We start from the raw sequence: 23,827 nt of genomic DNA, 5'->3' as shown, positions 1-23,827 counted from the left end.
TATGAATTACCTTAATAATAGGTGTTTTACATCTAGTGCTGTTCGTTTCCAAGTATAATCATTCCAGAAAGGCAAGTCAATTTAAGATATAGATTGAAAAAAGCCCATTTTCTAAGTGAAGAAGATAAAAATAAAAACTTCAAATTTAATTTGAAGTTTTTATTTTTATTTATTTTCGAGCCAGCTTTTTATTTATAAATCCTAAAATCAATCCTCGTATTTGTGGATCAATTGCAAGACCGATAATACCGTATAATATACCAGTAATTGTTAAAGCAATTAGTGGCGGTAAGGTAATTAATATTGTACGGTATAGAATATAGCTTAATATAAAGGCTAAGGTATTGAATATAATCCCTTTAAATAGTAACGAGAAGCCTTTACGAACAAATAGAGTGAATCCGATCAATAACGTAATCTCGGTAAGGATAGCGGCAATAGCGGCTCCCATCATTCCGAACTGACTACCTAAGACGATGTAACTTATAATGGCAACAGCTAGTCCGATTCCCATTGTTGTTGCACGTTTCCATTGTTGACCAATGGTCGTTAAATTATCAGCAAGTGGATAGTTAATAGATTGTAAAATGACCATAAAGGCTAAAATGGCAAGAGCATCACCAGCTGGCGCATACTCTTCACCTAATAAAGTAACAATCCAAAAGCTTGGATCAGCGATAAATGGAATGGAGATTCCCATCCCTAAGAAAGACATTAGTTTTAATTCAAACTGAGATAGTTTTCTATGTTCATCAATATTCTTTTCATTTCCAAAAGTAAATAATTTTGGGTAGAAGGCTGCTGCAATTACACCAGGTATTTGATAAAGGACTGCAGGTATTTTCGATGCAGCTCCAAAGAATCCAACTTGCTCATACGTCGAAACTTTTTCTAATATAATAGGGCCTAACTGCGGTAAAAGCATAATAATAATGCCATTGATTGTGAAAATCAGCAGTTGATCTAAAATCCCTTTGTCCCAGCCCTTATGAACTGTCGTATGGCGGAGTACCATTATGAAGGCGATGACCCCTGTTACAAGACTAGATATCCCATACATAGCAGCGACCGTCATAAGTGACCATTTCAACGACATTCCTAGTAGAAGCGCAGCTGCGGCTGTTACACCTTGTAGTACAGAAATAATCGCTGTAAATTGCATACGTTCTGTTACTTGGAAGTAAGCCATTCCAACACCTTGTAAAGTTGCTCCAAACATTGTTGGTAGTACAACCCAATATACCATGGCGCGTAAGTAGGCATCAGTATAGAAGAACTGAGCAAAAATAGCGAAGAGTACAGAAATTACGACAGCTAATACGAAACGAATGCGTAAATAACTACTGATTAGTACGCTAATATTTGCATCCTTTCTCGTTCCTTCACGCATAAACGTATGTGTCAAACCTGCATCTGTGAAATAACAAATAACAGCGGAAACAGCTAATGCAGTTGTAAACATCCCATACTCACCGGGAGAAACGTATCTTGCGAAGAGAATCGTCGCGATAGCAAGTACAAATCGAACAGTAATATTTCCTACAAATAGGTAGGAGGCATTTTTAAGAATCTTATTTGTTTTCATGAGAAAAAACCTTTCTATTCTTTAGGACCTTTTTCGTTTGTCCTATTTGTAAATTTGATTTGTTTACGGAAAGAGAGATGAGTACTATATTTTCAGTTTAAGAAAACAGAAATTTAATTCGCACAAACCAAAGCATTGCATATAGTTTTTTACTACGCTTTCCATTTTTTGAATAGATTTTACGGCAATATTTCTTTATATCTTTTTTGATTAATTGGACTTGGGCATTATTTAATTGAGAGTTTTCTTTAATGTATATACAAGCATTATTGATAACCGTATAAGGGAATAAATAAGTCTCAAGAATCTCAATAAGTGACTGAGGGTCTTTCGTAATGAAGTCTTGAGATTTATTATGTACCCAGTCTTTCATACGATTGAATACTTCTAGTTCTTTAGTTGTTTTTAATTCGTAATCTTTATATTTAGAAGAAAGATTTCCTTCGGATAAGATTCTATAATATGTTAAATATTCATCGACATAGCATACATTTGTCACACTCATTAGTTTAAATAAAAACTCCAAGTCTTCTCCCCAGCTACATCCTGGTGTAAAACGGATATTATGATTCATTGCGATAGAGCGTTTGAAAATCCAAGTACTTGTTTGAGCAACAACTTGGTGTGTTAAGAATGCTTTTGCCATATCACCTTTAATGAAGTTTGTTGTATGCTCAACCTTTTCGCCTGTTTCTTCGTAGAAATTCATATAACCACAATAGCACGCATCCATGTTGTTTTTATGCATACTCTCGATTTGTTTCTCAATTTTAGTTGGATGCCATAAGTCATCACTATCAAGGAAAGCGACGTATTCCCCGCTAGCATTTTCAATCCCTGTATTACGAGCTACTGAAACGCCTTGGTTTTTTTGGTGAACGTATTTTACTTGCCCTGGATATTTTTCTGCAAGATTTTTTACGATAGAAGGTGATTGATCTTTACTTCCATCATCTACAATTACAATTTCAATGTTTTTATATGTTTGATCCAGTATTGACTGCATCGTTTCTTCAATATATTTTTCTGTGTTATACAGAGGTATGACAACAGAAACAAGTTGTTTTTGTTCCATCATAGAATTTTTATCTCCTCAAATTTTTTATGTCTTGCACCATATATACAAGCCTTTTGAAAGGAAGAAGATTACAAGAACATCTGTATCAGTTTAACGCATATAAACTTTGTAAATCAACTTTCTATTATTGTACTTTGTATAAAAAGTATTTATTATAGAATATATTTTCTTGTAAAAATATAGAAATACAATTTGGGAATTATGTATTTTAAGGGGAAATATGAAATGTTAAGGCGATTTGCGCTTCGTTTTGCAACTTTACAAACACATGGTGCAGATTTGACTCTAGCTAGCGATGATATAGGTTATCAAAAAACGGCAACTATTTTATTGGAAACAGGAATGTTAATATATCATGAGCTGGATAAACCACCTATTCATATTATGCCAGGTTTTCCAGTGTTTTTAGTTACTGTATTTTACTTTTTTGTAAATGGCAATAAAGGCCTTTTTGTAGCTAAATTAATTATTATCCTATTAGGGGTACTTATTATTTTACTAACTTATAAGATTGGTACTTATTTATTGAATCCCGCTGCAGGATTAATAGGTACTTTCTTATTAGCTGTGTATCCTCCAGAGATTGTTTTGGAAAATTTAACTTTAACAGAAGGACAGTTTCTATTCTTTTCATTGAGATTATTATATTGGAGTTTAAAATTAGCTGATACTCATAAAACGAAACATTTTCTACTTTTTAGCATTGTACTTACGCCTACAATTTGCTTTATATCCAATACTATTATTTATATATCTTTTAATGAAGCGCTATCCATTCCGCATTGATGAAGCAAGCGATAGTATTTTTTATAATAAAAAATACATGCAAGGAAGGACCTGTGCATGTATGATGAGAAGATTATGTTAAATATTCCAAGGTTTACTTAAAGTTAAAACTTCAGCCATCTCTTTACTTTTTAAACGTCCTTTTTTTCGGTTTTCCGCGCGTTCTAAACCGGTTGTGTGTAACCAATGTTCTTCCTGAGTTTCAGGGAGTACTTGTGGTACGGACGAAGGTTTTCCATTTTTTATTGCTACAAATGTAATGAAGCAAGTAGCGGCAATTCTACGCTCGCCTGCTAATAAATTTTCTGCGATTACTTTTACGAAAACTTCCATTGAAGATTTCCCTGTATAACATACAAATGCTTCATAACAAACAGAATCAGCTTGGTGAATTGGAGTTAAAAAATCAACTGAATCAATAGATGCTGTTACGCAATGTTTACGACTATGTCTTGCAGCCGCAATCGAAGCGATACTATCAATCTCTGCTAATAATTTCCCTCCAAAAAGTGTTTGGTGATTATTTAAATCGTTAGGAAAAACACGTGTTGTCTTAATTGCTTTAGATTCTCGCATGAATTTCTTTTCCATATATTCAGCCCCTATAGTCTGTTTTCAATCAGAATAATATGTGTAAGTGGATTACTCATATTAGATATTTAATGAAGTAAAGTGTATTCCAAAAGAGGATTATTTAAACTTCTGTATTTGTATTCATGTAACTGAAAGAAAATTTATTTTATCTAAAATGTAGTGTAAAAGAGGATTCGCTTACATTGCAAGTAAAAAGTAATGACTATGTATTTGTCATAGAAATTCTCTATCAGCCGTGTACCCATTCATGGTAGAATCGTTTTGTTATGAATGGAAATAGAGGTGCAATGGACATATGAATCATATACAAACAAATTTTTCATCTTTCTTCAATAAAATTATGATCGGTGCGATGCTCGCATTTTTTGTTTATAGTTGTTGGGCAGCATTTGAGACAAGTAAGCAATTTTTTGGAGGAAGTACAACAAGTGTAACAATCATATTGGCAATTTTCGTCATACTCATTTTGCTAGTGACATCAATTCTACAATATCGTTTTACAGATAAACAATTTCTTACTTTTCTTATAAGTATAACTATAGTTGTAAGGCTTAGTATGCTGTTATTTGTAGATGCTCCAATAATTGGTGATATGAAAGTGATGTATGAGTCTGCAAAGCAGATTGCAATTGGTAATAATATAGGGACTGTAACTCATTTGCCTTTTATTATATATGAGTCAATAATTATTCGTATATTTGGTGATACATTATTCGCTTTACAACTATTTAATGTGTTATTTTGCGCAGGAACCTCATTTTTTATTTATCGTATTGCGGTAATGGTTTTTGGAGAAGAATGCGGTCGTATTGCTTCCGTATTTTATGCTCTGTATATTCCAAATATATTCATGAGTTCCGTATTAACTCCTGAGTCACTTGCAATATTTTTATTTTATTTTGCTTGTTACATACTTTTATATAAAGGATTAGATCATCCTTATATGTGGGTGTTTTCGGCAATTTTATTTGCATTTAGTAATATGATTTTCCCAATGGGATTATTTCTTCCTATTTTTATCACGGTATATGTATTATTAATCGAAGTATTTCAATCAGCAACGAAACAAAAGGTGTTACTAAAGATGATAGGGATACTTATTCTATTTTATAGTGCCCATTTTGGTGTGAATTATGGAATTAAAACAATGGGGATGTCACAATATACGATTGCAAATGAGACGTATGTTCAATCTGTTTTAATTGGAAAAACCCAACATGAGGAAAAAATATCAAAAAATCAAAGTGTAACAGAGCATATTGATCAAAAGTTAAAAGAGATTGAGGGAGAAAGATTTAAACTTTTAGAACCGATAATAAATCAGTTTTCAGATGAGGGGATAAATTCTATTCTTTTCAAATGTGAAAAACTGATATATATAGCAGTAATATTGTTTATGACTATAGCTCTATTACACTTCCTTATTAAGAAACAACAAAATGAGGGATATATGTTGTTCTTATTTTTCATTAGTGGCTACGTATTGTTAAAGCTCTTCCAAGTAGATATGGCATATTACAATGTAATTATGCCAGCATTGTTTATTTTGCAGAGCTTTGGTGTTTATATGAGTTATGTGTATTGTCAAAAAATATTTTTCAGAAAATAAAAAGAATCCATTCTGGATTCTTTTTTGATGGGAGATGAAATTTAGTAGTCAGTGTAGATGAAAAGTATGCCTGACCTGAATTTTATCCCGCTATTTTCTAGGCAGTAAGACCCCCATCTCAAAATTCAGCGAAAGCAAAGAAATTAGGTGGGAACCCTGCTGCTCGTAAAAGCCTGATTGGTGAGGGCTAATAATCAGTGGGGAATGAACAAAACTCCCACTGATTAAAGTTTTACTTTATCTTATCGATTTAGTTCTAGTTGCAAATTATCGGCTGTTAGAGCCATTTGTGAGGAGTCATCTTGAATTCCTTTCATTACTTGTGAAATAGCTTGTAGTTCGTGTTCAATTTTCTTATTCTGTTCTTTTGAGTTAGACATATCTTGTACGATTTCTTGGAAGTATCGATCTGTTGCCGACATACTATCCGTTCCTTCCGATACGAGAGAGCTAATTTGTTTCACGGAAGACGAGACACGGGTAATTTGTTCATTTGTTTTTTCGACGAGCTTTGTAACGTTAAATATAGATTCTTTCGTTTGCTCTGATAATTTTCGGATTTCACCAGCAACAACAGAAAACCCCTTCCCAAATTCTCCAGCACGTGCAGACTCGATAGCAGCGTTTAGTGCGAGTAAATTTGTTTGCTCCGCAATTGATTTAACAATATCTATGATTTCATTAATTTTGTTAGAAATATTAAGAAGTTCATGAGTATCTGTAATAATCGTTTCCATATTCATTTGAATAGATCCCATTCGTTTATTCTGCTGGTTTAATTGTTCTTTCCCTTTATTCGCTTTTTCTTCAGATGTTGTAGCTAATGATGTACCTGTTTTAGCGATCTCTACAATAGTTTCAGATTTGGCGGTTAGTTTTTGAATAGAAGAGCTTGTTTTTTCAGATACAGCAGCTAGTTCTGTTGCGATATGCGTAATTGTCATAGCAGTTAGTTCTTTTTCTTTTTCATGCTCTTTTTGCATTCTTTCATATTCAGATTCATAAGCTGCAAGAACAAGTTCTTGTTCAAGAGTGAATAATTTATTTATGACATTTATAGAATAGGAAAAATCATCGATTGTCGTTATTTTTGTTTGCAAAATCTTCATGATAGAGCGGAATAATTCTTGATAAGCAGCAGTATACCATTTTCGATGTAAACCAATTTGTACATGTCTTTTGGCGATCCTAACACGTTGTTCAATAAAATCTTCATGCATATTGCCGCTGAATAATTCTTTAATATGTGTTTTTAAAGTTTGTTTTAGTTTTGGAATAGAGCTGTAACGTTCAATAATAGTAATTAAATTAGGTTGTTTTGTAATGTTGGCATAGAATTTTTCAGTAATCCAATCAATTTCTGCATAAATAAAAGGCTGTAGTACTTTTACAACTTGTAAATCTTCTTTTGAAATATGTAGCATATCCATTTGAATTTTTAATTCAGAATTAGTAGGGACATTAAAAGTTATTTGTTGGTCCTTACTTAATTCGATTATACTGGCATTTGTTTTATTAATACTTTTTTTGAAAACCCCAAGCATCATTCTTCCCCCCTGTATATAAAACGTTTTCAATTTTAAAACTAATATAGAGTAATTATATATGCTTATATACAATTACTCTATATTAGTTCGTTGAATAGTATATAAATTAAGAGAATTCTAGATAGAATTCTCTTAATGGCCTTTATTAATTTTAGCATGTGTTTTAAAGAAAACAGGGAAATGCACATTATATATTACAGTGACGACACGAATAACAAATGTTACTAATAAACAAACATAAAAAGCTAATACGTGCGCCCCCATAGCGTGTGTGATTAGGAAGCTAATTGCTCCTAAGATAGAAGCGATTGCGTAAATCTCTTTTCGGAATACGTAAGGGATATCTTGAGCGCAAATGTCACGCAAAATACCGCCTCCAATACCTGTAATGACTCCCATTGAAACAACTAGAAATGAGGCGTCAACATGATGTGACATTGCCGCATTTGCACCAATAGCTGTAAAAACGCCTAAGCCAACAGCATCAGAAAGCATAATAACGACTTGAAGTTTATTGATACGCTCAAAAAACATACAAGTAAATAATGCTGATAATACACTTACGAAAAAGTAAATGGGTTTTACAAATGCGACAGGGGGCAGGTTACCAATCATGATATCACGAATAATACCGCCGCCGAGCGCAGTAGCTACAGCTAAACAAAGGACACCAAATAAATCTAAATCTTTTTTTAAACCAACTAATGTACCAGAAATGGCAGCGGCGATAATGCCAAGAAACGTAAATATATCGATTAATAACATGGCCTTAATCCCTTCCTCTTAAAGATGTTCCAGAGAAAAAATATACACTAAAGTATTGGAAATAACAATTACTTTTCGCTACATGTAGAAAAACGGATAAAATACATAAAGAAAGCGTTTGAAAATGTTTGGAAAATAGACATAAAGTATTTTGAAAAAGGTATGAAAAGATTAACTTTACATTTTTTGATGTTACCTATTTGGTGAAATATTACAATGATAGGCACTTTATTTATGCTTGTATAAATTGATAAATAAATATGTATATACTGACAAAAATAAGGGGATGGTTGTTAGATAGCTTTTGTAAAAATAGGGGATTATAGCTAAAGGACAGTAATTTCTATTATTGATTAATACTTGTCCTGGCTAGTTTTAGCTGGAAAAATAGTTCTCGATTTGAATATGAGTTATGTTATAATTGCTAGGTGTGTTTTAACGATAATAAATTATGATTAAAAGATAATGTTAAGATTTTGTATGGAGGTCTTGGAATGTTAGCAAATCAAGCTAGGGTTAGATTTGAGCGTTTTTTGCTCTTTTTTATTATTTTACAGCCTGTTTTAGATTTATTAACGTCTCTTAGCATCACTTTATTAAAGTCAAATGCTACCGTTGGAATTTTAGTAAGATTCCTTATTATGGCTGTTGGTGGCATTTACATTTTAATTCAGGCAAAAGAGAAGGAAAATAGAAAGTTTTTAATTTATCTTATATTATTAGCCGGAGTTTTAGGAGTAGGATTTATTAATAACAAACTAGTTAAGGATCCTATTGTACTTAGTGAAGAAGTTAAATTCGTTGCGAAAGCATTATATATATATATCATGCTGGGATCATACATTTTAGCTTTAAAATCATTGAAAAAGACAGTTAATATTAGTGATAAGGTTCGAAATAGTATTGTATATTCTACATTAATCATTAACGCAATTATGGTTATTTCTATTTCAACATCTACTGATTTTGGTAGTTATGAATGGATGAAGGTTGGTTCTCGAGGTTGGTTCTATGCAGGGAATGAACTAGGTTCAATCTTAGCTATTATTTTCCCTATTGTAGTACTATATTCTATTCAAAAAACAAAGAGCTGGAAACACATTTTATATTGGATTCCATCACTTTTAATGATTTATTCGCTAATTCAAGTTGGTACAAAAGTAGGAATGGGCTCAATTGGTGCTACGTTAGCGGCAGCAATCGGAATCATTGTACTACAATTATTATTTAATAGAAAAAATCCGAACAAAAAATCCCTTGCGCTTAATGCAGTAATTGCTATTGTCCTATTAGCTGGTGTAGTTGGGACGTTTAAACAAACACCATTAGCACAAAATATGGGCATTCATAATAATTATTTATCAGAGCAAAATGTGGCGCAGCAAGGTCAAAAAGAAAAAGAAATTAAAGAGAAGCTGAAAAAAGAGCAAGAACTTAAAGAAAAAGAAGAAAATCACCATAAAGTTGAAAAGCCAGAAGAAAAGGCGAAGATAGAAGAGGAAGTTAAGAAAGAGCTTGAGAAAGAGCAAAAGAAAGAAAATCAAGAAAATCTTATTTTCAGTGGACGTCAAGTATATGAAGAAAGACATAAGCAGTTCTTTAAAGAAGCGCCAATGTCACAAAAGTTATTAGGAATGGGTTATGCAGGTAACTTTAAATACAATGAACAAAAGCAGCCAGATCCAAAACTAATTGAAATGGACTTCCATGATTGGTTTTATGATTTCGGGATTATTGGCTTTGTATTACTAATGATTCCATTTATTTATTACGGGCTAAGAATTCTACTAGCATTTGCTACGAGATTTAAGGACATATTTAATATAAAATATGGAATGATTTCAGCAAGCTTATTGTTAGCGTTAGGTATTGCTTATATTGCAGGACATATTTTAACAGCACCAGGAGTTGGGATTTACTTTGTAGTGGTGTTAGCTTATCTAATAGTAGACCTAGAAATTGAATGATAAAAATAAAAGCTAACTTTTGTTAGCTTTTATTTTTTAGTACAGTAAAATAAAAATAGATGGAAACGTAGCGAGGATTTAAAGGAGGAAAAAATATGAGAATATTGCATATGAATGCAGGAGCAGAAGATGGGGGAGGGAAAACACATATTATTTCACTTCTCGATCAGTTTCCAACTGGTGAAGTAGAATTAGCAGTATTTGAAGATGGAATTGTTGCGAAGGAAGCAAGGGAGTTAGGGATAAAAGTCCATGTGTTTTCACAAAAATCGCGCTATGATTTATCCATTTTAAAGAATATAAGTGAATTTATTAATAAAGAAAAATTTGATGTAGTTCATACACATGGCCCTAGGGCTAATTTCTATGTTTCTTTAATGAAAAAGAGAATAAAGGCAAAATGGGTAACGACTATTCATAGTGATCCATTTCAAGACTTTACTAAGCAGGGCTTAAAAGGTTGGATTTTTACGAAATTAAATTTGAAAGCCTTAAAAAATATAGACTTATTTTTCGTTGTAACAAATAGATTGAAAAAAAGCCTGGAAGCATTAGGTATTTCAAATGAAAAGATGCATGTTATTTATAATGGAATTGAATACGATAATGAAAAAGCAGAAGGTTATAATAAAAAAGAAATGTTCAATATTGATGAAGATGTATTTACGGCAATCCAAGTAGCACGATTACATCCTGTCAAAGGACATGAAGTTTTATTCGATGCGTTACAACAAACAAAATTAGAGAAAATTAAAGTATTATTAGTTGGCGATGGCCCATTAGAAGAAAATCTAAAGTCATTAGCTACTGAAAAAGGGATTAACGATAAAGTAGAGTTTTTAGGACATCGTCAAGATGTAAAACAATTATTTGCGTCGTCACATGTAAATTTATTAACTTCCCATAGTGAAGGGTTCCCACTAGTTTTATTAGAAGCGGCAAATCAACGCGTACCATCAATTGTGACTAGGGCTGGAGAAATTGAACCATTAATCGTAGATGAAACTTACGGGTGGATTGTGCCAACAGGTGATGGAAAGGCATTGGCATTAGCTTTAGAAGAAGCGTATGATAAGTGGAAAACTGGAGAGTTAGCAGAAATGGGAAAACATATTTATGAGCATGCTACTATGAACTTCTCACTTCAAAAACTATATGAAGATACAAAGGAAACATATAAGCAATTAATAGCGAAAAACTTGTAATGATAGAGAGGATAGTTAACTATGGCAGTACAAACAGTTGATATTCTAGGCGTTCCTTTTTCTACAATGACAATGGATGAAACGGTCCAATATTTAAAAGAACAACTAGAAGCGGAGCGAACTCATACGTTTCAGGTAGTAACAGCAAACCCTGAAATTGTTATGTGTGCAAAAAAGGATGAAAAGTTCTATCAAACATTATTAAATACAGATTTAATTACACCTGATGGCATTGGTGTTGTAAAAGCAAGCGGTATGCTTGGTACACCTTTAAAAGAACGTGTAGCAGGTTTTGATTTAATGTGTAATTTACTGGCGAAGTTATCAGAAGATAGCAAACCGGTATCTGTTTTCTTATTAGGTGCAAAGCCGCATGTTGTCCAAGCTGCAGCAGAGCATTTAACAAAGACATATTCAGCTGTATCCATTGCTGGTATACAAGATGGTTATTTTAAACAAGAAGACGAAGAGAATATTATTTCTCGCATTCAAGAAGCAAAACCAGATTTATTACTTGTTGCACTTGGTTTCCCGAGACAAGAAAACTTTATCCAAAACAATAAGCATCGTTTAGAAACGAAAATGGCTGTTGGAGTGGGTGGAAGTTTAGACGTATGGGCTGGAGAGGTAAAACGTGCACCAAAATGGATTCAAGCGATTCATTTAGAGTGGTTTTATAGATTATGCAGTAATCCAACACGCTGGCGTCGTCAGTTAGTATTAGCGGAATTTTTAAAAGAAGTAATGCGTTCGAAAAAGTAGCGAAATATCGCTGCTTTTTTTATTTGTTCATTTTTAATAAATTGAAACTTTAATCAGTGAGGCATCCCCACTGATTATTAGCCCGCACCAATCAGGATAGACGTTTTACTTTTTGGGAATGATGAAGGAGAATTTTTTACACAAAAGTATTTTACTTATACAATTCACACATGTAAAATGATGTGTAAAGACACCTGTGTAAGGAGGACTTCTAGTGGGCAAGGTAAAAGAAATTTCGAAGCGCAAACTACTTGGGATAGCTGGGCTTGGATGGCTATTTGATGCAATGGATGTTGGAATGCTTTCATTTGTAATGGTAGCCTTGCAAAAGGATTGGGGATTAACGAGCCAGGAAATGGGCTGGATAGGCAGTATTAACTCAATCGGTATGGCAGTAGGAGCGCTTATTTTTGGAATACTATCAGATAAAATAGGACGAAAATCAGTCTTTATTATTACATTATTATTATTTTCTATCGGTAGTGGTTTAACTGCATTAACGACGACACTCGCGATGTTTCTCGTTTTACGCTTTTTAATTGGCATGGGGCTTGGCGGAGAGCTTCCGGTTGCCTCTACACTAGTATCAGAGAGTGTTGAAGCGCATGAACGTGGGAAAATTGTTGTGTTATTAGAAAGTTTTTGGGCAGGTGGATGGCTAATTGCAGCTCTTATCTCGTATTTTGTTATTCCTAAATATGGTTGGGAAGTTGCGATGGTATTGAGTGCAGTTCCAGCACTATATGCTTTATATTTAAGATGGAATTTACCGGATTCCCCAAGGTTCCAAAAAGTTGAAAAAAGGCCATCTGTTATTGAAAATATAAAATCAGTTTGGTCTGGGGAATATCGTAAAGCAACAATTATGCTATGGATTCTATGGTTTTGTGTTGTCTTTTCCTATTATGGAATGTTCCTTTGGTTACCGAGTGTAATGGTGCTAAAAGGATTTAGTTTAATAAAAAGTTTCCAATACGTACTTATTATGACATTAGCTCAACTTCCAGGATATTTCACCGCTGCTTGGTTTATTGAACGTCTCGGTCGTAAATTTGTTTTGGTTACGTATTTAATTGGGACAGCTTGCAGTGCTTATTTGTTTGGGGTTGCGGATTCATTAACAGTATTAATTGTGGCAGGTATGCTACTATCCTTCTTTAACTTAGGTGCTTGGGGAGCATTATACGCCTATACACCTGAGCAGTATCCAACGGTTATTCGTGGTACAGGTGCAGGAATGGCAGCAGCATTTGGTCGTATCGGTGGTATCCTTGGGCCACTATTAGTGGGATATTTAGTTGCCTCAGAAGCTTCACTATCATTAATATTTACGATTTTCTGTGGATCAATTTTAATTGGTGTATTCGCTGTAATAATACTTGGACAGGAAACGAAGCAACGAGAATTAGTATAAAGTGAAAATTTAAACGTATCCTGGATCGTTTATCATCCTACACTACTTGGCTCTTTATAGGCAGTTAGTACGGGATAAAGGGGGAGAGGAAACCGAAGTGGTTTCCTTTTTTCTGTTTTTTTAGATAAATCATGGTATAGTAAGAAAAAGGGATTATTTCTTATAAAAGCGAATGTATACAACAGGACATATGGACAAAGAATTAGGTGGTTGAAGAAATGAAAATTTTACTGATTATGGAAGAGGCAGAAGAGAGAAGAGAGTTAGCTGAAAATTTCACTGAAAATATGAGAAATGTAGAATGTTTTGAAGCAAAGACAGGAACAGAATCTTTATTTATGATGAAAAAACATATACCAGACTTTGTTTTTTTAAGTTCCAAATTACTAGATGGTACTGGTTTTGAATATGCAAGTTTATTACGAGAAATAAATTGCTATACAAAATTTATTTTTGTAGGTGAAAACATAGAAGAATCTATTACAGCTTTTCGTTTCCAAGCATTTTATTATTTATTGCGACCATTTCGTGAAGAAGATTTACAATTTCTTTTATATAAAATAGGTAAAGAACAAGGTGAGAAAGCAAAGAGTTATTTGCGAAAACTACCGATAGAAAGTCAAGAGGGCATACGATATATTCTTCCAGAAGATATCGTATATGTAAGTAAAAATAAAGAAAATAAAACTGTTTCAATTTACACAACGAATAATCAGTATATTTCAACATATACACTTCAGGAATTAGAAAATAAGCTAAATGCATATGATTTTTTACGTGTACATAAAAGCTATTTAATTAATATGTCATATGTAAAAGAACTGAAACCTTATTATAATGGCACGTATAATTTGTATTTAGATAGGTATGATGAGCAACCGATTCCAGTCAGTCGTAATTATGTAAAACGCCTTCGAAATAATATTGAATTATAGTAGATAATGAGAGTATTTTAACATGATAAACTGAAAATCCTTCATGATAGGGAGGATTCAAGTTAAATATTCAGAAAATTTAGTACAATCTCCACTAAGAAATAGTATTGGGGGAATTGTATGTGAAGACATTGAAATCGATCTTACTTTGGGGCGTTATTACAACAGTAGGAGCAGGTGCTTTTGGGGTAATAGCTTTATCACAAGGTGAAACCATTAATGCTGTATGGCTCTTAGTAGCTGCCGTATGTGTATATGCAGTTGCTTATCGCTTTTATAGTAGATTTATAGCGAGAAAGGTTTTTAATTTAGATGATAATCGGCAAACACCAGCCCATACATTAAATGATGGGAAAGACTATGTTCCAACAAATAAGTGGGTATTGTTTGGACATCACTTTGCAGCGATTGCTGGAGCGGGACCTTTAGTAGGACCGATTTTAGCGGCACAAATGGGGTATTTACCAGGGACCATTTGGATTATTGTTGGGGTAGTTGTTGCGGGGGCTGTCCAAGATTTTGTTATTTTATTTGCTTCAATGAGACGTAATGGTAAATCGTTAGGAGAAATGATTAAAGATGAGATTGGACCTGTTACAGGACTAATTGCAATGATAGGTATTTTAGGAATTATGATTATTTTATTAGCAGTATTAGCGTTGGTCGTAGTAAAGGCACTAATCGGAAGTCCTTGGGGAATGTTTACGATAGCAGCAACGATTCCTATCGCTATTTTAATGGGAGTTTATATGCGCTATATTAGGCCTGGTCGTGTTGGAGAAGGATCAGTAATCGGTATTATCCTACTTATTTTATCTCTTGTTGGAGGACAGTATGTAGCAGAAAATCCAACACTTGCAAGTATGTTCACATTTAGTGGTGAAACAATTGCTATTATGCTTATTGTATATGGATTTATTGCATCTGCATTACCAGTTTGGATGCTTTTAGCACCACGTGATTATTTAAGTACATTTTTAAAAGTTGGAACAATTGTAGGGTTAGCAATCGGTATCTTAATTGTAGCACCAGATTTACAAATGCCAGCAGTTTCGAAATTTATTGATGGAACTGGTCCGGTGTTCTCTGGAAACTTATTCCCATTCTTATTTATTACTATTGCTTGCGGTGCAGTGTCTGGATTCCATGCTCTTGTTTCATCAGGTACGACGCCGAAGATGATTGAGCAAGAGGGACACGCACAGCCAATCGGTTATGGAGCAATGTTAATGGAGTCGTTTGTAGCAGCGATGGCGATGATTGCAGCTTGTGTATTAACACCGGGAACGTATTTTGCAATTAATAGTCCCGCAGCACTTATCGGTACAGATGTCTCGCAGGCAGCTCAAGTTATTTCCTCATGGGGATTTGCTATTACACCAAATGAACTAAAAGATCTCGCTGTAAATGTTGGAGAGCAAACGATTTTATCACGTACAGGTGGTGCGCCAACATTAGCGATAGGTATGGCATATATTTTCTCACAAGTAATAGGTGGAACGGCCATGATGGCATTTTGGTATCATTTTGCGATTCTCTTTGAAGCCCTATTTATTTTAACAACGATTGATGCCGGAACGCGTGTCGGCCGATTTATGATTCAAGATATTTTAGGGCATGTATATAAGCCATTTGGGAAAACGGATTCTACATTAGCGAATGTAATCGCTACAACATTATGTGTATTAGGGTGGGGATATTTCTTATACCAAGGGGTAATAGATCCGCTCGGTGGAATTAATACATTATGGCCACTTTTCGGTATTGCAAATCAAATGCTAGCAGGTATTGCATTATTACTTGGAACGACAATTTTGTTCAAAATGGGAAAAAAGGCGTACGTTTGGGTAACACTTATTCCAACTGTCGGGTTGCTGATTGTAACCATGACGGCGGGGTATCAAAAGCTATTTCATGAAAATCCTAAAATTGGATTTCTATCGCATGCAAAGGTATTTCAGAGAGCATTAGATGAGGGAAAAGTGTTAGCGCCAGCTAAAAATGTCGCTCAAATGAAGCAAATTATTTTCAATGATTATATCGATGCAGCGCTTTGCGGAATTTTTATGATAGTTGTAATTGCTGTGTTAATTTCAGCATTTCGAATTTGGATCCAAGTATTAAGAAATAAGCCAATGCCGTTAAAAGAGGCACCATATATTCCTAGAGATGAAAGTGAGTCGAGGAACTATGCTTAAAAAGTTGTGGCAAGTATGGAGTGAAAGAAAACGCTTTATTAGTTTGCTCGTTGGGGTACCAAGTTATGAAGTATACGTAGAGCATATGAAACAACATCATCCTGAAGAAGAGGTTTTATGTCAAAAGCAGTTTTTTGCTGAGGCACAAGAAGCAAGATTTAACGCAAAGGGTGGAAAAATATCACGCTGTTGTTAATGAAAAAAGGGCGAGTTTTCGCCCTTTTTATTTTTTGCTGTTTCACGTGGAACAGCAAAAAATAAACAAAAACTTTGGGAATTAAAGGTATTTCGTATACAATAAAGTGAGGAAGGGGATAGATGGAAAAGTAGGGAGATTATTTTATGTTAAGAGACTTATTTGTAAATACAACAATTATTCTTTCCTTTATTTTTATTGGAGGACAGCTTTTAAGGGATAAGCCGTTAAAAGAAGGATTCTCTTTTTGGCAGAAATGTGTAGTCGGTATTTTTACTGGAATATTAGGTATATTGCTAATGTATTTCGGTGTTCATGTTGGTACTATCCTATTAGATTTGCGCTACTTAGCTGTCATTTTAGCCGTTATAATTGGAGGACCAATAGCAAGTACTATAACTGTAGGTATGATTTTAGTAATTAGGCTATTATTTATGGATTATTCATTAGCTTCTCAAGTGGCTTTTTATACAATCATTGCGATAGGAATAGGTAGCATCTTTCTTTCGCGTATGAGGCTTTCCTTAGGGGAAAAGTGGGTATGGTTACACACATATATTTTATCTATTCTAATCCCAGCGCTATATATATGGTTAATTAAAGACATTCAAGTAGTAGGATTATATTTCATTTCTAGTATTACTACAGGTTACATAACATTCATAAGTGCAAACTATGTTTTACAATCTAACGAGTTATTTCAAACGATGAAGCAATACGCGACGATAGATGCATTGACAAGACTAGGAAACGTAAGGCAGTTTGATTTAGAGATGAATCGTCATATTAGTAATAAGAACATGAAAAATGATTCATTTTGTTTATTGCTTATAGATATTGATCACTTTAAGTATGTAAATGATATGTATGGGCATCCTGCAGGGGACGAAGTGTTAAAACAAGTAGGATGTATTTTACGAGAAACTTCACAATTTCCGGATTTGGCTTTTCGAAAGGGTGGAGAGGAGTTTGCGCTTTTGATACCAAATATGGGATTAGCTTACGGAGTTCGTGTGGGCGAGCAAATTCGTACAGCTGTTGAAAATCATCCATTTCAATTGTTAGATGGAAAGAAAATAAAAATTACGGTTTCGGTAGGAGTTTCAGAATATGAAGAATCACCGGAGCAATTTATTCAAGCGGCGGATGATGCGTTATACTACTCGAAACGAAATGGTAGAAATAAGGTCAGCTCTGCATCTTAAAGATAAGATGACCAGAAGACATAAAGCTTATAAAAAACACTCACAGAGGCAATGTATGAACTTTGTGAGTGTTTTTTATTTATATATTAGACAAGTTCTTTTGATACAACGAATTTACGATATGCACCATGGTGAGTTGGACCTACGTATTCGTTAATTTTGAATGAGTAACGAATAGCAGCTGTGATGAATTCTTTAGCAGTTTTTACTGCTTCTTTCACAGGTTTTGCTTTTGCAAGTTCTGCTGTAATTGCAGCAGAATATGTGCAACCTGCGCCGTGTGTATTTGTAGTATCAATTTTTTCTGATTCTAAAAGATCGAATGTTTCTCCATCATATAGGACGTCGATTGCAGTTTCCGTACCAAGTTTGCTTCCACCTTTAATTAGTACGTATTTGGCACCTAAAGCGTGGATTTTCTTCGCTGCTTCTTTCATGTCCTCAAGAGAATTAATTTTCACACCGCTTAATTGGTAAGCTTCAAATAAGTTTGGCGTTACAACTAATGCCTTTGGCACAAGAACGTCACGTAAGCAATCGTTCGTTTCAGGGTGTAATGCTTCATCTGCACCTTTACATACCATAACAGGGTCAACTACTACATTTTTGAAATTGTGCTTTTCGATTGTTTCTGCAACCATTTCAATAATTTCTACTGATCCAAGCATACCTGTTTTTAAAGCGTCTACGCCAACACCTTCAATTGTTGTTTCTAATTGTGGTTTTAATGTAGAAGCTGGGATTGGAAATACGTTATGTGCCCAACCGTTATGTGGATCCATCGTTACGATTGTTGTAAGAGATGTCATTCCGTATACGCCCAGTTCTTGGAATGTTTTTAAATCTGCTTGTATACCAGCACCGCCACTTGTGTCAGAACCAGCGATAGTAAGTGCTTTATTTAATGTCATTATGAAAGCCCCCTCGAGTGATATAATGAAAACTATGTTCTCACCATTATATCAATGTTACGAATAAGTACAAAGTGAAAAGTAGATGATTTATTTTAAGAGCTATTTAAAATCTTGTATGCAGGAGACTGAGTATGTTTCGAGATAATCGTACAAATGAATTAGTTATATTAAAGGAAATTGCAGAAACATTAAATACATCAAATGATACATATCATGTATTGCAAGCTGTCCTAGAGAAATTACTAAGTGTAACAGGCTTAACGACAGGATGGATTTTTCTTGCGGATGAAAATGGGAAGTATACGAAGTTGATTGATTACCAATTACCAGAGGCACTTACATATGAGAATAAACGCCCGATGTGCGAAGGTGAGTGTTGGTGTTTACGAGGTTTTGTAGATGGGAAATTAGAGAGAGCCGTTAATATTATTGAATGTAAAAGAATTAATAATGCAATTGAATATAATTGGGGAGATACGGAGGGCATTCTTCATCATGCTACTGTTCCTTTAAAAGCTGGAGGAGAAAAATTTGGGTTGTTAAATGTTGCAAGTCCGGGTAAAACACATTTTTCGGAAGAAGAATTAGTATTACTCCAATCGGTTGCTTTCCAAATTGGTACGGCTTTAAAGCGAACAAAATTATATGAAAATGAAAAAAGAAGAGCACATTATTATGTGAAATTAGAGCGTTTCATTCAAGATTTAAAAACGATTCATAAGTTTAATGTATTACCTGAAAAGGTGGTAAATCACGTAGGTGAAGTATTTCAATGGAATCAAGTGGCGCTTTTTATTAGGGAGGAAAAAGAATTATCTTTGCGAGCGTCTTACGTTCAGGAAGAATTACAAGAGGATGTAAAAGAGGCGGCCAAGAAGGCGTTAGAGCAAGATCAACCAGTTCTAATAAAACATCAAATAGGACATAATGTAAATCTAAATCGAGCTGTTATTGCTACACCAATACATATTCAAAACCATATATTTGGTGTTTTATGTGTTAGCTTGAATAATGGAGGATTTGATGCTAATACAATAGATGTAATTCAAGCGCTGTCGAACCATGTTTCATTAATAATAGAGAATTTAAGGCTAAACGAACAGCGTCGTGAACTTGTAAGAATGGAAGAAAGAAATCGGCTAGCAAGAGATTTACATGATTCTGTTTCGCAAAAATTATTTTCATTAACCTTCATGACAAAAGGCGCCGAGGCAGTTTTAAAAGGTAAAAATGAAAAGGTAGATCAATCTTTGCATGAGATGCGTGAACTTGCGCAAGGAGCTTTGAAAGAAATGAGGACATTAATTTGGCAGCTTCGTCCGGCAGGATTAGAAAAAGGATTATTGCCAGCTCTAAAGAAGTACGGTCAAAATTTGGGACTGAAAATAAGGGAGCAAGTTACGGGTGTTCGTGATTTACCGCGTGTAGTAGAAGAAGCTTTGTGGCGCATAGGCCAAGAAGCACTGAACAATGTAAGTAAGCATGCAGGTGTAAAAGAAGCGACGATTTATTTTACAGTGAATGAGAAAAATGTATCATTAGAAATAGTTGATGAAGGAAAGGGCTTTGTGGAAAAGAATATAAAAGAAAAGAAATCACTAGGTATGACTACGATGCGCGAAAGAGTAGAATTAGTTGGTGGAACAATTAAAATTGTAAGTGATAAGAAAAGAACAAGTGTAAAAATAAACGTACCATTATGATGTGAAAATGAGGGAAGTTCGTGAAAATAAAAGTATTGTTAGTTGATGATCATACAGTTGTTTTAAAAGGATTAGCATTTTTCTTAAGTACACAGGAAGATTTAGAGTTAGTTGGAGAAGCGAATAATGGGAAAGAAGCGTTAGTGAAAGTAGGAGAAACAAATCCTGATGTTATATTAATGGATTTATATATGCCTGAAATGGATGGTGTTGAGGCGACGGCATATATTAAAAAAGAGTATCCAAATGTGAAAGTAATTGTATTGACTAGTTTTTCTGATCAGGCGCATGTGTTACCTGCATTAAGGGCTGGAGCAAGTGGGTATATTTTAAAAGATGTAGAACCGGATCAGCTTGTTGAGGCTATTCGAAGCGCATATAAAGGTAATATTCAATTACATCCGGATATAGCAAATGCTCTTCTCTCTCAAACATTACCTGTAGAAGAAAAGGAAGAAGAACCTTCTATAGTGGATGTGCTAACAGCGAGAGAAAATGAAGTATTGCAGCTATTAGCGAAAGGGATGAGCAATAAGGAAATTGCATCTGTTTTAGTTATTACAGAAAAGACAGTTAAGGCGCATGTAAGTAGTATTTTGAGTAAGTTGAATTTATCTGATCGTACGCAAGCGGCATTATATGCAGTTAAAAATGGAATTGTATAAGACGAAAGTCGTAAGACCAAGTTCGCCTTTAGAAGGTGGACTTTTTTTATGGAAAAATACGTCTATGTGAGGAAGAAATTGTCTTGATATAAAGATAAAATATGTTGGTAAGCAACAAAACAACAATTACAGGGGATACCTTTTTGAAAGCATATAACCACATAAGAGTGAGTACTAGGAGGAATAAATAATGGCAACAGTTTTATTCGTTAAAGCAAATAACCGTCCAGCGGAACAAGCAGTTAGTGTAAAATTATATGAGGCATTTTTAGCAAACTATAAAGAAGCACATCCAAATGATACAGTAGTAGAACTTGATTTATATAAAGAAGAATTACCATATGTAGGCGTAGACATGATCAATGGTACATTCAAGGTAGGTAAAGGATTTGATTTAACAGAAGAAGAGGCAAAAGCAGTAGCAGTTGCTGATAAGTATTTAAATCAATTCCTAGAAGCTGATAAAGTTGTTTTCGGCTTCCCATTATGGAACTTAACGATTCCAGCAGTATTGCACACATATATTGATTATTTAAACCGTGCTGGTAAAACGTTCAAATATACGCCAGAGGGTCCAGTTGGCCTAATCGGAGATAAGAAGATTGCATTATTAAATGCAAGAGGCGGCGTATATTCAGAAGGTCCAGCAGCTGAGGTAGAAATGGCTGTTAAATATATAGCAAGTATGATGGGCTTCTTCGGCGCAACAAACATGGAAACAGTAGTTATTGAAGGGCATAACCAATTCCCAGATAAAGCAGAAGAAATCATCGCTGCAGGTCTTGAAGAAGCAGCTAAAGTAGCAAGTGAATTTTAATTAAAATTATAATCGTCACTCGAAAAAACAGTATTAACGTTTACATGTTAATGCTGTTTTTTATATTTTTAGTTCATCAGCAAGTTTTTCTAATGTATTTCGATCTTGTATATAATATGTTCGGCCTTCTTTTCTTAAATAATTTTGTTGGCAAAACTGATTTAATACATATAAAAGATGACGGTAGCTGACATTTAAATATTCCGAGGCCTCGGTATGCTTTTCTATATAACAATTATTTTGCTCTGTTAATAAAATAAAAGCAGCTAATCGATTTTCAAAAGGATAACTATAGTTTTTTGCGTAATTTTCAGTGCGAGTAATTGTCTTTTCTCCAATAAATTTACATAAGTGCTGTAAAAACGTTGCATCTTGTAATAAAAGTTGCTGACAATCTTTAAGAGGAAGTGCCAAACATACACAATCTTCTAGTACTTCAACGGATTTGGTAATATTTTCTACTCCTATTAATCCTAATTCTCCGATAAAAGATGGTGCTTGAATAAAGTTAATTAATGAAACCTTCCCGTTTTGATGACTCATATATATTTTTGCTTTCCCAGAAATTAAGTAATAGAGATAAGGGAGAGCATTTCCTTCGCTACATATCATCTCTTTCGTTTGAAAAGAATGCAGCTCTACATATGGCAAGACATGAAATGAAAATAGGGTATGGAATTGATGGATTCGCATGTATTGATAAATTTCTTCCTCATTTTTGCTGATTTTCATATTTTCACCCCCCATGTATAGTATGAGATATCTCCTATTATCTTTACAAGAAGGAATGATACGATTTATGTAAATTTGTTTTTGTAGAAAAGAGAGTGTGATGAATTTATGAAAAAATATAAAACATTGTTATTTGATGTAGATGATACATTACTAGATTTCCAAAGGGCTGAAAAAGTGGCTTTACGGGTGCTTTTTGAAGAGAAGGGAATCCCTTTAACAGACGAGATAGAGGCTCGTTATAAAAAAATAAATAAAGGTCTTTGGGATGCTTTTGAAAAAGGAGAACTATCACGCAATGAAGTTGTAAATACACGATTTTCTCTGTTGTTTAAAGAGTATGGAGAAGAAGTAGATGGAATATTATTCGAAAATAATTATCGTAACTACTTAGAAGAAGGAAATCAACTCATGCAAGGTGCGTTTGAATTTATAAATCAAATTCAAGGAGAGTATGAATTGTATATAGTGACAAATGGTGTTTCTAAGACGCAAGATAAACGTTTGCGTAATGCAGGTTTACATTCATTATTTAAAGATGTTTTTGTTTCGGAAGATACAGGTTTTCAAAAACCGATGAAAGAGTATTTTGATTATGTTTTTGAACGGATTCCTAACTTTGCACCTGAAGCAGGGCTGATTATTGGGGATTCATTAAGCGCTGATATTAAAGGTGGATATGTAGCGGGAATTGATACTTGTTGGTTTAATCCAGAAAGAAAATTAAATGATAGTGGGATTATACCGACATATGAAGTGCATAATTTTGAAGAATTATACGCTCTATTAAAACAGTTTGTTTAATGAAAATAGATGATTCGGGTTTATTTTACATGAATCATTTTTTTCTAAGGTATTTTTCGAGTTAGTATGGAATATAATTCTTTTGTTGCTTTATATGAAACTGTTAACATTTATTTTAGAACATTCAGAAAAACTGTTTGACATTAGGAAATTATTGCTATAAAATCAACGGTAATTGCATAGTCTTATCAAGAAAAGGTGGAGGGACAGGCCCGATGAAACCTTGGCAACAGCCGTATAACGGAATTGTGCCAAATCCTGCAGGTAGTAATCCTGAGAGATAAGAAAGAGCCTTTAGAGCGTGTTTTCAAACTGCTCCTTTCTTGTTTTCAGGAAAGGGGCAGTT

General features: G+C 34.0%; 20 protein-coding genes, 2 pseudogenes and 1 riboswitch. Of the genes and pseudogenes, 14 read left to right on the top strand and 8 right to left on the bottom strand.

Annotation, left to right across the window (positions count from 1 at the left end):
- Positions 1 to 169 precede the first annotated feature (169 nt).
- Both F3I02_RS31160 and F3I02_RS31155 read right to left on the bottom strand, forming a co-directional pair.
- Positions 170 to 1,585 carry an oligosaccharide flippase family protein gene (locus F3I02_RS31160; protein ID WP_000856151.1) on the bottom strand — a complete coding sequence of 472 codons (1,416 nt, stop codon included), beginning with the start codon at positions 1,583 to 1,585 and terminating at the stop codon, positions 170 to 172.
- A gap of 97 nt (positions 1,586 to 1,682) precedes the next feature.
- Entirely contained in the window at positions 1,683 to 2,663 is a 981-nt protein-coding gene (locus F3I02_RS31155; RefSeq protein ID WP_000970526.1) for a glycosyltransferase family 2 protein, read from the bottom strand.
- A 201-nt stretch (positions 2,664 to 2,864) separates the two neighbouring features.
- Here F3I02_RS31155 and F3I02_RS31150 point away from each other — a divergent pair.
- Positions 2,865 to 3,466: pseudogene (locus F3I02_RS31150) on the top strand (4-amino-4-deoxy-L-arabinose transferase); the annotation flags it as partial.
- A 61-nt stretch (positions 3,467 to 3,527) separates the two neighbouring features.
- Here F3I02_RS31150 and F3I02_RS31145 read toward each other — a convergent pair.
- Positions 3,528 to 4,040, bottom strand: a complete 513-nt coding sequence (locus F3I02_RS31145) for an acyl-CoA thioesterase (RefSeq protein ID WP_196478758.1) — start codon at positions 4,038 to 4,040, stop codon at positions 3,528 to 3,530.
- Between the two features lie 298 nt (positions 4,041 to 4,338).
- Between F3I02_RS31145 and F3I02_RS31140 the strand changes: the two genes are divergently transcribed.
- Complete coding sequence (locus tag F3I02_RS31140) at positions 4,339 to 5,652, top strand: glycosyltransferase family 39 protein (protein WP_074593912.1); 1,314 nt, start codon at positions 4,339 to 4,341, stop codon at positions 5,650 to 5,652.
- 242 nt (positions 5,653 to 5,894) lie between these two features.
- Here the strand turns inward: F3I02_RS31140 and F3I02_RS35080 are convergent, their stop codons facing one another.
- The 3 genes and pseudogenes from F3I02_RS35080 to F3I02_RS31130 all read right to left on the bottom strand — a co-directional run bounded on the left by F3I02_RS35080 (position 5,895) and on the right by F3I02_RS31130 (position 7,964).
- A complete protein-coding gene (locus F3I02_RS35080; protein ID WP_374058668.1) occupies positions 5,895 to 6,596 on the bottom strand; it encodes a methyl-accepting chemotaxis protein in 702 nt (233 codons plus the stop codon).
- A 54-nt stretch (positions 6,597 to 6,650) separates the two neighbouring features.
- A pseudogene (locus F3I02_RS35075) lies at positions 6,651 to 7,196 on the bottom strand (protoglobin family protein); the annotation flags it as partial.
- A 135-nt stretch (positions 7,197 to 7,331) separates the two neighbouring features.
- Positions 7,332 to 7,964, bottom strand: coding sequence for a trimeric intracellular cation channel family protein (locus tag F3I02_RS31130; protein ID WP_000924371.1), 633 nt, complete (start codon positions 7,962 to 7,964; stop codon positions 7,332 to 7,334).
- A gap of 494 nt (positions 7,965 to 8,458) precedes the next feature.
- On the opposite strand from F3I02_RS31130, the gene F3I02_RS31125 reads away from it, so the two are divergent.
- The 8 genes from F3I02_RS31125 (at position 8,459) to F3I02_RS31090 (ending at position 17,846) form a co-directional block, all read left to right on the top strand.
- On the top strand, positions 8,459 to 9,931 hold the full coding sequence (locus F3I02_RS31125) for an O-antigen ligase family protein (protein WP_000880769.1): 1,473 nt from the start codon (positions 8,459 to 8,461) through the stop codon (positions 9,929 to 9,931).
- Positions 9,932 to 10,026: 95 nt separating this feature from the next.
- Positions 10,027 to 11,136: a glycosyltransferase family 4 protein gene (locus F3I02_RS31120; protein ID WP_196478757.1), complete on the top strand. Its 1,110-nt coding sequence runs from the start codon at positions 10,027 to 10,029 to the stop codon at positions 11,134 to 11,136.
- Between the two features lie 21 nt (positions 11,137 to 11,157).
- Positions 11,158 to 11,898: a WecB/TagA/CpsF family glycosyltransferase gene (locus F3I02_RS31115; protein WP_196478756.1), complete on the top strand. Its 741-nt coding sequence runs from the start codon at positions 11,158 to 11,160 to the stop codon at positions 11,896 to 11,898.
- A gap of 214 nt (positions 11,899 to 12,112) precedes the next feature.
- Positions 12,113 to 13,312: an MFS transporter gene (locus tag F3I02_RS31110; RefSeq protein ID WP_000521103.1), complete on the top strand. Its 1,200-nt coding sequence runs from the start codon at positions 12,113 to 12,115 to the stop codon at positions 13,310 to 13,312.
- A 218-nt stretch (positions 13,313 to 13,530) separates the two neighbouring features.
- A complete protein-coding gene (locus F3I02_RS31105; RefSeq protein ID WP_000698256.1) occupies positions 13,531 to 14,247 on the top strand; it encodes a LytR/AlgR family response regulator transcription factor in 717 nt (238 codons plus the stop codon).
- A gap of 122 nt (positions 14,248 to 14,369) precedes the next feature.
- Complete coding sequence (cstA, locus tag F3I02_RS31100) at positions 14,370 to 16,445, top strand: carbon starvation CstA family protein (protein WP_196478755.1); 2,076 nt, start codon at positions 14,370 to 14,372, stop codon at positions 16,443 to 16,445.
- The gene (locus F3I02_RS31095; RefSeq protein ID WP_000914506.1) at positions 16,438 to 16,641 is read left to right on the top strand and encodes a YbdD/YjiX family protein; all 204 of its coding nucleotides are present in this window, start codon (positions 16,438 to 16,440) and stop codon (positions 16,639 to 16,641) included. The genes cstA and F3I02_RS31095 overlap by 8 nt, the downstream gene beginning before the upstream one ends.
- 146 nt (positions 16,642 to 16,787) lie before the next feature.
- Positions 16,788 to 17,846 carry a GGDEF domain-containing protein gene (locus F3I02_RS31090; protein WP_196478754.1) on the top strand — a complete coding sequence of 353 codons (1,059 nt, stop codon included), beginning with the start codon at positions 16,788 to 16,790 and terminating at the stop codon, positions 17,844 to 17,846.
- An 86-nt stretch (positions 17,847 to 17,932) separates the two neighbouring features.
- Here F3I02_RS31090 and pdxK read toward each other — a convergent pair whose 3' ends face one another.
- The gene (gene pdxK / locus F3I02_RS31085) at positions 17,933 to 18,757 is read right to left on the bottom strand and encodes a pyridoxine/pyridoxal/pyridoxamine kinase (RefSeq protein ID WP_196478753.1); all 825 of its coding nucleotides are present in this window, start codon (positions 18,755 to 18,757) and stop codon (positions 17,933 to 17,935) included.
- A 134-nt stretch (positions 18,758 to 18,891) separates the two neighbouring features.
- Here pdxK and F3I02_RS31080 point away from each other — a divergent pair, with 134 nt between their 5' ends.
- The 3 genes from F3I02_RS31080 to F3I02_RS31070 all read left to right on the top strand — a co-directional run bounded on the left by F3I02_RS31080 (position 18,892) and on the right by F3I02_RS31070 (position 21,945).
- Positions 18,892 to 20,463 (top strand): GAF domain-containing sensor histidine kinase, encoded by a 1,572-nt coding sequence (locus F3I02_RS31080; protein WP_196478752.1) that lies wholly within the window; start codon positions 18,892 to 18,894, stop codon positions 20,461 to 20,463.
- A gap of 20 nt (positions 20,464 to 20,483) precedes the next feature.
- Positions 20,484 to 21,128: a response regulator gene (locus tag F3I02_RS31075; protein WP_000695800.1), complete on the top strand. Its 645-nt coding sequence runs from the start codon at positions 20,484 to 20,486 to the stop codon at positions 21,126 to 21,128.
- Positions 21,129 to 21,318: 190 nt separating this feature from the next.
- The gene (locus F3I02_RS31070; protein WP_196478751.1) at positions 21,319 to 21,945 is read left to right on the top strand and encodes an FMN-dependent NADH-azoreductase; all 627 of its coding nucleotides are present in this window, start codon (positions 21,319 to 21,321) and stop codon (positions 21,943 to 21,945) included.
- Positions 21,946 to 22,005: 60 nt separating this feature from the next.
- On the opposite strand, the gene F3I02_RS31065 is transcribed toward F3I02_RS31070, so the two are convergent.
- The gene (locus F3I02_RS31065) at positions 22,006 to 22,677 is read right to left on the bottom strand and encodes a transcriptional regulator YeiL (RefSeq protein ID WP_000703323.1); all 672 of its coding nucleotides are present in this window, start codon (positions 22,675 to 22,677) and stop codon (positions 22,006 to 22,008) included.
- A 108-nt stretch (positions 22,678 to 22,785) separates the two neighbouring features.
- Here F3I02_RS31065 and F3I02_RS31060 point away from each other — a divergent pair, with 108 nt between their 5' ends.
- Positions 22,786 to 23,481 carry a YjjG family noncanonical pyrimidine nucleotidase gene (locus tag F3I02_RS31060; RefSeq protein WP_000760215.1) on the top strand — a complete coding sequence of 232 codons (696 nt, stop codon included), beginning with the start codon at positions 22,786 to 22,788 and terminating at the stop codon, positions 23,479 to 23,481.
- 182 nt (positions 23,482 to 23,663) lie between these two features.
- Positions 23,664 to 23,768, top strand: a riboswitch (SAM riboswitch).
- The last annotated feature ends 59 nt before the right edge of the window (positions 23,769 to 23,827 follow it).

The sequence above is a fragment of the Bacillus sp. SRB3LM genome, from assembly GCF_015712745.1.
Taxonomy (GTDB): Bacteria; Bacillota; Bacilli; order Bacillales; family Bacillaceae_G; genus Bacillus_A; species Bacillus_A thuringiensis_K.
Note: the sequence above shows the minus strand (reverse complement) of the source record. Positions and strands in the feature narration are given on the sequence as shown.

What these genes read in the sequence shown, in the direction of transcription:
- F3I02_RS31160 (WP_000856151.1), bottom strand. Translation starts at nt 1,585, where the DNA reads ATGAAAACAAATAAGATTCTTAAAAATGCCTCCTACCTATTTGTAGGA.
- F3I02_RS31155 (WP_000970526.1), bottom strand. Translation starts at nt 2,663, where the DNA reads ATGATGGAACAAAAACAACTTGTTTCTGTTGTCATACCTCTGTATAAC.
- F3I02_RS31145 (WP_196478758.1), bottom strand. Translation starts at nt 4,040, where the DNA reads ATGGAAAAGAAATTCATGCGAGAATCTAAAGCAATTAAGACAACACGT.
- F3I02_RS31140 (WP_074593912.1), top strand. Translation starts at nt 4,339, where the DNA reads ATGAATCATATACAAACAAATTTTTCATCTTTCTTCAATAAAATTATG.
- F3I02_RS35080 (WP_374058668.1), bottom strand. Translation starts at nt 6,596, where the DNA reads ATGACAATTACGCATATCGCAACAGAACTAGCTGCTGTATCTGAAAAA.
- F3I02_RS31130 (WP_000924371.1), bottom strand. Translation starts at nt 7,964, where the DNA reads ATGTTATTAATCGATATATTTACGTTTCTTGGCATTATCGCCGCTGCC.
- F3I02_RS31125 (WP_000880769.1), top strand. Translation starts at nt 8,459, where the DNA reads ATGTTAGCAAATCAAGCTAGGGTTAGATTTGAGCGTTTTTTGCTCTTT.
- F3I02_RS31120 (WP_196478757.1), top strand. Translation starts at nt 10,027, where the DNA reads ATGAGAATATTGCATATGAATGCAGGAGCAGAAGATGGGGGAGGGAAA.
- F3I02_RS31115 (WP_196478756.1), top strand. Translation starts at nt 11,158, where the DNA reads ATGGCAGTACAAACAGTTGATATTCTAGGCGTTCCTTTTTCTACAATG.
- F3I02_RS31105 (WP_000698256.1), top strand. Translation starts at nt 13,531, where the DNA reads ATGAAAATTTTACTGATTATGGAAGAGGCAGAAGAGAGAAGAGAGTTA.
- F3I02_RS31095 (WP_000914506.1), top strand. Translation starts at nt 16,438, where the DNA reads ATGCTTAAAAAGTTGTGGCAAGTATGGAGTGAAAGAAAACGCTTTATT.
- F3I02_RS31090 (WP_196478754.1), top strand. Translation starts at nt 16,788, where the DNA reads ATGTTAAGAGACTTATTTGTAAATACAACAATTATTCTTTCCTTTATT.
- pdxK (WP_196478753.1), bottom strand. Translation starts at nt 18,757, where the DNA reads ATGACATTAAATAAAGCACTTACTATCGCTGGTTCTGACACAAGTGGC.
- F3I02_RS31080 (WP_196478752.1), top strand. Translation starts at nt 18,892, where the DNA reads ATGTTTCGAGATAATCGTACAAATGAATTAGTTATATTAAAGGAAATT.
- F3I02_RS31070 (WP_196478751.1), top strand. Translation starts at nt 21,319, where the DNA reads ATGGCAACAGTTTTATTCGTTAAAGCAAATAACCGTCCAGCGGAACAA.
- F3I02_RS31065 (WP_000703323.1), bottom strand. Translation starts at nt 22,677, where the DNA reads ATGAAAATCAGCAAAAATGAGGAAGAAATTTATCAATACATGCGAATC.
- F3I02_RS31060 (WP_000760215.1), top strand. Translation starts at nt 22,786, where the DNA reads ATGAAAAAATATAAAACATTGTTATTTGATGTAGATGATACATTACTA.